Origin of the sequence: Candidatus Scalindua japonica (assembly GCF_002443295.1) — a bacterium.
GTDB classification, from domain to species: domain Bacteria; phylum Planctomycetota; class Brocadiia; order Brocadiales; family Scalinduaceae; genus Scalindua; species Scalindua japonica.
In genome coordinates, this window is the sequence record NZ_BAOS01000031.1 from 81,148 (window position 1) to 87,607 (window position 6,460).

The window sequence follows — 6,460 nt, forward strand, 5'->3', positions numbered from 1 at the left end:
CCGTTCAAAATATGTTTCGGTAAAAACTACCTTAAAAATCCCACCTTCTTTGTCCTGAGATTTAATAAGAATCTGGTAAGAAGGAAAACTTCTTTATCCTCCAGACCATAGTCTGGAGCTACTTTTGACGATCCCCATCTCTGTGGGTCCTTTAAATGCATATATAGGTAATCCGGAGTTAGTCTGTCTCCAACTACGCTTAGATTAGGGCCAACGGCCCCGCCTTCAAGGCCGATCTGGTGACATGCCTGGCAACCTTTCTCATAATATATCTCTTTGCCTTTTTCCACTTCCTGAACTAGAGACGGCATACTCATATCAGATTTGGCAGCTATCTTATCATCGACAAGAGCTATTTTTATATAGTCTGCTATAACCTCAACTTCCTGATCCGTAAGATTAAATTTCGGCATTTGTTTCAAAAGAGGCCTTACTATATCGGGTGACTTCAGGAAGTCTACAAGCCACTCCCTCGTTACTCTGCTGCCTTCATAAGTGAGCTCTGGTGCGAAATCGCCCCCATTACCCTTTATCCTGTGACAGACCAGACAATTCAGGTTCCTGACAAGAGTCCCGAATTTCCCCTGCGGCTTATATTCTTCCGATGTTGACTTAGCAGAATATTCTATCGGTATTGAGTTTTCTTTAAAACTTGCAAGCAAACATACTAACGCCTCTAAATCCTGGTCAGTAAGGCTATATTCAGGCATTTTTATACCCTCTCTAAATTGTCTGGGGTCTTTCAGCTTTGCCACTGTCCAGTTTGTCCAGCTTCTCTCCATATCTTGAACGATTCCAAAATCAAGGAACTCCACTGTCTTGGAACCAAAAAGTGTAAGGTCCGCACCTATTTTATTCTCCTTTTCAAATCCTTTTATTTCATGACAACCAAAACAGCCATATTTCTTTACCAACGTCCTGCCTGTTTCAACAGAGGCAGGATCAATCTCCTCTATTGACACAACTTTGTCACCTTTACTTTCTTCCTCTACCTCAAAAGCATCCCAGTCAATAAATTCCGCACTCATAAAGGCTACCAGATCTTCTACTTCATTGTCAGAAAACCTGAAATGCGGCATTTTTGTTCCTTGGTAGTATGCTTTGGGGTTTGTTATCCACTTTGAAAGCCAATCACTACTGAGTTTATTTGCTATCTTTGCATGGTCTGCCGCATATACATACTTTACCGCGCCACCCTTACCTTCTGTCGGATGACAGATGACACACCTTGACCTGTTATAAAGAGATCTGCCTCTTTGATATACTTCTTCCTCTACATCAGGATTAGCGGTAACCTTTAAATCCTTTTTATTCCGGCTCAAACTCACCAGAAAGTCGGCAATGTTTTCAACTTCCTTATCTGAAAGTTTAAAATTCGGCATCCTTGCCTTTTCATAATATCCCTGTGGATCTTTCAACCACGTCATTATCCATTTATAGCTTGCCTTCTCTCCTACAAACGTAAGTGGCGGACCGATCTTTATCGTTGTAATACCCTCTACGTCGTGACAGCCGGTACAACCCCTTTCTTCTGAAAACAGCCTCAACCCCGCTTCGATCAATGATGCTCCGGGCAGTCCCTTAACATTTTTATGACACATAATACAGCTGGACTGAACAAGTCTTCCTTTGTGCATAGGGTTTGGCCAATATTTTACATTGCCGTGCCCCTCTTCCATGGAAGTCGTTGCTCTCCCCTGACCTTCGTGGCATATGGTACAGCCAAAACGCCTGGCAGGATGGTTCTTAAGAAAGATATAGTTTCCAGGGTGTATTTTAAAGGGTTGTTCATTGACAACGTTCTCAGGTCCTTCAATATTAACATGACAGGAAATACAACGGTCAACCCTGCCAAGCTCTTCAATATTTAACTGAGAAACTTGTATGCTCGGACGTTTTTTTTCCGAAGTCTTAAGTTTATCCTGAAGTTTATTTAGTGGTGATGTGTACGATGTCAATTCCTTTTCGTATTTTTCAATCTCTGTAGTTAATGACATCAGGCTTTTTTGTTTTCCCGCAAGTATGTTTTTTACTTTATGTATCTTTGATACCAACTCACTGGTATCACCTTTCAGTTTATCACGTTTTTCCCTTAAACCTTCACTCTGATATTTTGTATAGAGGTATTCCTCTTCGAGTACTCTGTTTCGTAAGTCAGTTAACTGATGTTGGAGGGGAGTAAGTTGTTTTTGTGAAATATTCTGGATCTCCGCCTTTAATTTAAAGTATTCTTCCTGATCACCGGATTGCTTGAAATTTTCATTTGCCTTTTCGAGTTTATCTTTTACTGCCTGAAATTTTGTCTGGACTTCGGGGCTGTTAAATTTTTCCGTTTCTTCTTTAATCTCGTCGTTAATTCTGTCCATTAAAAGAGAAAAATAGTTCATTTGCAGCTGTTTCCAGGGTCTTCCTTCATATACTTCGTCCAGGATTACCCAGATAAATGACCCCAGTAGTATGAGACTTGCAAGGATGAATAGAAACGAATAAGATTTTTCTTCTTCTTTCTTCATAAAACTACATGCGTTATGTAATTAATATAGAATCGCCTGAGACAATTTTCTTCTGTGCTTCTTCTAAAACTATAGCATTTTTAATACAAATCCTTTCACACTCTCCACAACTAACGCAATCCGCAGGGTTCATCAATGCAGCACTACCATTAATTTCGAAAGGCATTATGGCGCTATTAATCTCCAGACAATTAAACGGACAGATTGTAACGCAAGCCTCGCATCCGCTGCAAAATTCCTGATCGACAACCGGCTTTGGCCTCTCTCTTAAACTTACTTTCTTACAAACATTACCGGAAGGATCTTTTACGGCAGATGACGCACAGGCCATACCACACACACCACACTCTATACAAAGTGATGCTATAATATGATGGTTCTCTTTCACCTTGCCGGAAATAGCTCGCATCGGACACTGCTTCGCGCAAGCAGTACAACCGGTACATTTGTTAGTGATTTCATATGGCATAAGTTTCTCTAAAAAAGACAGCTATGCAAATAGATTATTGTGGCAGTGTTTGTGCTTGCTCTTATAATTTTTGTACTTATCTAAATGTTAAACCATGGTGTTACCCATATGTATTTCATTTGAAATATCAACCTCAAGAACATCTTTATCGGTAATCCAATCATTGACCAGAAAAGAAATGACACAGTTATATATCTTATGAGCCCAAGCTTCTGAAGATTATTACTGTTCCTGGCCTTCATAATTACATAGGGAATTACCATTCCGAGAAGATAATATAACGTCACAACACTGCCTCCTGTAATAGAACCTGATACAGATCTTGAATCGATACCAAGGAATTGCGTAAAATCATAATTTGTTTCAGCGACAATAGCGTGTGGGTCCCACTCCTGCCATGGCCAGTACCATAACCAGCCGGTCCCACGAAAAAAAACACCAACTACTATCAGTATCACCCATAAGAACAGAAAACCAAAACTAAACACTGAGACTGCAAACTTTCGTTCTCTGATCGTGTAATACCCACTGCCTTTTGGATTAATATCGATGTAGGGAATGGCCATTAAGCCGACAATAATCAACAGGGGAAAAAGTACTCCTGCAATCCAGGGATCGAAATAAACAAGCATTTCCTGTAAACCAAGAAAATACCAGGGTGCTTTTGAAGGGTTAGGGGTGATATTAGGATCGGCAAATTCCTCCAGTGGCGCATTTCTTAGTACACCCCAGACAAGCAAACCTGCCGTGACAAATATGGCAACTAAGAATTCCTTTCTTACAAGAAACGGCCATGTCAGGACTTTGTCCTTTCCTGATTGCTCTTCAGGCGGCCACTTACCTTGTTTTTGCAAACGATCATTCTTAATAGCTTCCCGGAAAGCGACTACTGCAAAGAAAAACACTGCGATGCCAAAAAGGGCTATTACCTCATTGTCTTTAAGAAATAAGATGTGTATTATATTTGACATAATAATTCCAGTGATAAAAATAGTGTGAGTTTCTGCTTGCCGTCAGGTAGGCGGAAACTCGCACAACACAATAGTTCATGATCTTACTAAACCTTAGCATATTCAAAGCCTGAGGATAGTGATAGCACTCAATTCAGTAATTACAAAGAACCTGAAAAGCCGTCTTTCCTGACCCTCCATAAATGCACACCAATTAAAAGGGCGACAAATAAAGGAATGGCAATACAGTGCCATACATAAGCCCGTAGCAATGCGTTTGCCCCTACGCTTGAACCTCCCAATAACGCGAAACGGACATCATTATGTGCCGTCATTCCCAACTGTTCTCCAAATGGTCCTTCATGCCCAAGTAGCGGTGTAGCTCCTGCCATATTTGTCCCTACGGTAATTGCCCACATCCCCAGTTGGTCCCATGTTAGCAGGTAACCGGTAAAGCTGAGCAGCAGAGTTAAAACTAACAGGCCGACACCTATTAACCAGTTAAACTCCCTTGGAGCTTTATACGAACCTGTCATAAATACCCTGTACATGTGGACCATGACCGTAATGACCATCAAATGACCTCCCCACCTGTGTATATTGCGCAGTATCTTTCCAAACGGGACACTGTAATGAAGGTCCTTTATATCCCAGTATGCTTCACCGATAGAAGGGTGATAATAAAACATCAGGTATACACCTGTTACCGTAAGGAAAAGAAACAGAAAGAAGGTAATTCCTCCCATGCACCAGGTATACTTCAAGGCCAGTGCGTGTCTTGATAAGCTAACCGGATGCAGGTGCAAGAAAAAATTACCAACCACCGCCAATACCCTGCTGCGTTTTGTATCGTCATGTTTGCGCCTGAAAATCGATTTCCAGATCTGTGAACTTGTTACATATCTCTTTATCTTCTCGTCTTTCTCTTTATCCATTACTTGGTTTTCCCATTATATCTTTTTAAACACTGATAAAGGCACCTGGTTTATCCCATTGTCGCCTTTCTCCTCTAAACCTGACACTCTCATCAACCATAATCTCTCCATTTTCTGATAATGTAACCTTGAATCGGTCCAATGGCCTGGGGGCAGGTCCTTCGATATTTATCCCATCGGGTGTGTAGCCGCTGCCATGACATGGGCACTTGAATTTGCCCTCTGCTGCCAGCCAGTTGGGCGTACAACCCAGGTGTGTACATTTTGCCTCTATTACATATAATTTATTCACCTCACGGACTACCCAGATTCGTCGCAGTTGTTTAAACTTTTCGTTTACCCCCTGTGTGTATTCAGATAGATATCCAATTGTATACTTTGTTGGAGGTTCAAAAAGCGTTCTGGGGAAAAAGAATCTTATGGTTGAACCGAGAACAGCGGCAAGGAATAAACTGATAACTCCCCATCCACCATAGTACATAAATCTCCTTCGGTGTACTTTGTGCTCGACTTTATCAACCAATTCAGGATTTGTACTGTTTTTCATACTATTCACCTTGCCGTTTTAACAGTAAAAGTCCGTAGAAAAGTGACGACGTTTCTTATTTTTTCCTCTTCTTTCAACGTATACTGCCATGGTGGACAGAAAGGGCTTTTTCCAAATGCGGCCGTACCTTTCTTTATAACTTCAATCAAATATTCATCCTGCACCTGGTCCATAAAATCTGGATCAGTAAAGTTTCCTGGTTTCGGTTTAAGGTCACTTGCGTAATAATTACCATCTCCTTTTCCGTATTTTCCGTGACATGGTGAACAGTGTTCTTGGTAAACCCTCCTGCCATTACGAATTTCAAACGACTCTTCAGGTTGGAATTTCAGTTCGTATCTTTCTGTCCTGGTGCCTTCTTCTGTATTTGCGTAAGGTTGAATAAGAGGGAAAAATAAGAAGATAAATATAGTAAAAAAACTTATGGCTGGCATTTTCTGACTTAATCTGTATTTTTCTTTCATAGTGCACTTGTTAAAGAAACAGTAATTGATATAAAGGCTATAGCTTTTTTAACACCAAACCTGGATGAATCAGGGCCAGACAGGAAAAGAATATTTATAAGGTTACTATTTACGTTTTTTTAAAGTAAAGTTTACCTCTACAGTCCTTCCGCCTTCTACTGATACATCCTGTTCCTCAGACCTCAGTTTTTCGTGCCATGTCTTTAGTTTATATGTTCCGGGTGGTACATTATCAACCTTAAAGTTTCCATCTTTTGCTGTAACCGCAAAATAGGGGTTATCTAATACTACAACATACGCGGACATTTCCGCATGCACGTTACATAGAAGCGGTACTTCACACGACTCATTGAATGTAACAGGTTTTGAAGCACCAATGTCATACGTTCCAAGATTAAACTGGTTGCAGCTGTCAGGAGTAGAAAATACGTTATGCCTGACCAGGTCACTATTAGGAAAATCTATCGTTGTCCCTTTCTGTACTGCTATTACGTGTGGAACAAAAATCAGGTTCAACTGGTCAACAACGCCATGTTCTTCTGGTGGTTCAAAGTTGTTGTCCCCTGCTTTCTCAATATAGAC

The 6,460-nt window shown here is 40.8% G+C and carries 7 protein-coding genes; all 7 read right to left on the bottom strand.

From position 1 onward, the window contains the following. Nucleotides 1-26: 26 nt before the first annotated feature. Nucleotides 27-2,513 (bottom strand): c-type cytochrome, encoded by a 2,487-nt coding sequence (locus SCALIN_RS17900; RefSeq protein ID WP_096895826.1) that lies wholly within the window; start codon nt 2,511-2,513, stop codon nt 27-29. A 13-nt stretch (nt 2,514-2,526) separates the two neighbouring features. After that, nucleotides 2,527-2,982 (bottom strand): 4Fe-4S binding protein, encoded by a 456-nt coding sequence (locus SCALIN_RS17905; RefSeq protein ID WP_096895827.1) that lies wholly within the window; start codon nt 2,980-2,982, stop codon nt 2,527-2,529. Between the two features lie 80 nt (nt 2,983-3,062). Beyond that, the gene (locus SCALIN_RS17910; RefSeq protein ID WP_096895828.1) at nt 3,063-3,953 is read right to left on the bottom strand and encodes a cytochrome b family protein; all 891 of its coding nucleotides are present in this window, start codon (nt 3,951-3,953) and stop codon (nt 3,063-3,065) included. 140 nt (nt 3,954-4,093) lie between these two features. Next, complete coding sequence (locus tag SCALIN_RS17915; RefSeq protein WP_096895829.1) at nt 4,094-4,867, bottom strand: cytochrome b N-terminal domain-containing protein; 774 nt, start codon at nt 4,865-4,867, stop codon at nt 4,094-4,096. A 25-nt stretch (nt 4,868-4,892) separates the two neighbouring features. Continuing rightward, nucleotides 4,893-5,414: a QcrA and Rieske domain-containing protein gene (locus SCALIN_RS17920; protein ID WP_096895830.1), complete on the bottom strand. Its 522-nt coding sequence runs from the start codon at nt 5,412-5,414 to the stop codon at nt 4,893-4,895. A gap of 5 nt (nt 5,415-5,419) precedes the next feature. Continuing rightward, complete coding sequence (locus SCALIN_RS17925; protein ID WP_096895831.1) at nt 5,420-5,878, bottom strand: c-type cytochrome; 459 nt, start codon at nt 5,876-5,878, stop codon at nt 5,420-5,422. 105 nt (nt 5,879-5,983) lie between these two features. Then, a partial coding sequence (locus SCALIN_RS17930; RefSeq protein WP_096895832.1) for a carboxypeptidase regulatory-like domain-containing protein occupies nt 5,984-6,460 on the bottom strand: 477 nt, incomplete at its 5' end.

Bases quoted from the DNA above. Each gene is read 5' to 3' on its own strand.
- SCALIN_RS17920 (WP_096895830.1), bottom strand. From the start codon at position 5,414: ATGAAAAACAGTACAAATCCTGAATTGGTTGATAAAGTCGAGCACAAA.
- SCALIN_RS17910 (WP_096895828.1), bottom strand. From the start codon at position 3,953: ATGTCAAATATAATACACATCTTATTTCTTAAAGACAATGAGGTAATA.
- SCALIN_RS17915 (WP_096895829.1), bottom strand. From the start codon at position 4,867: ATGGATAAAGAGAAAGACGAGAAGATAAAGAGATATGTAACAAGTTCA.
- SCALIN_RS17900 (WP_096895826.1), bottom strand. From the start codon at position 2,513: ATGAAGAAAGAAGAAGAAAAATCTTATTCGTTTCTATTCATCCTTGCA.
- SCALIN_RS17925 (WP_096895831.1), bottom strand. From the start codon at position 5,878: ATGAAAGAAAAATACAGATTAAGTCAGAAAATGCCAGCCATAAGTTTT.
- SCALIN_RS17905 (WP_096895827.1), bottom strand. From the start codon at position 2,982: ATGCCATATGAAATCACTAACAAATGTACCGGTTGTACTGCTTGCGCG.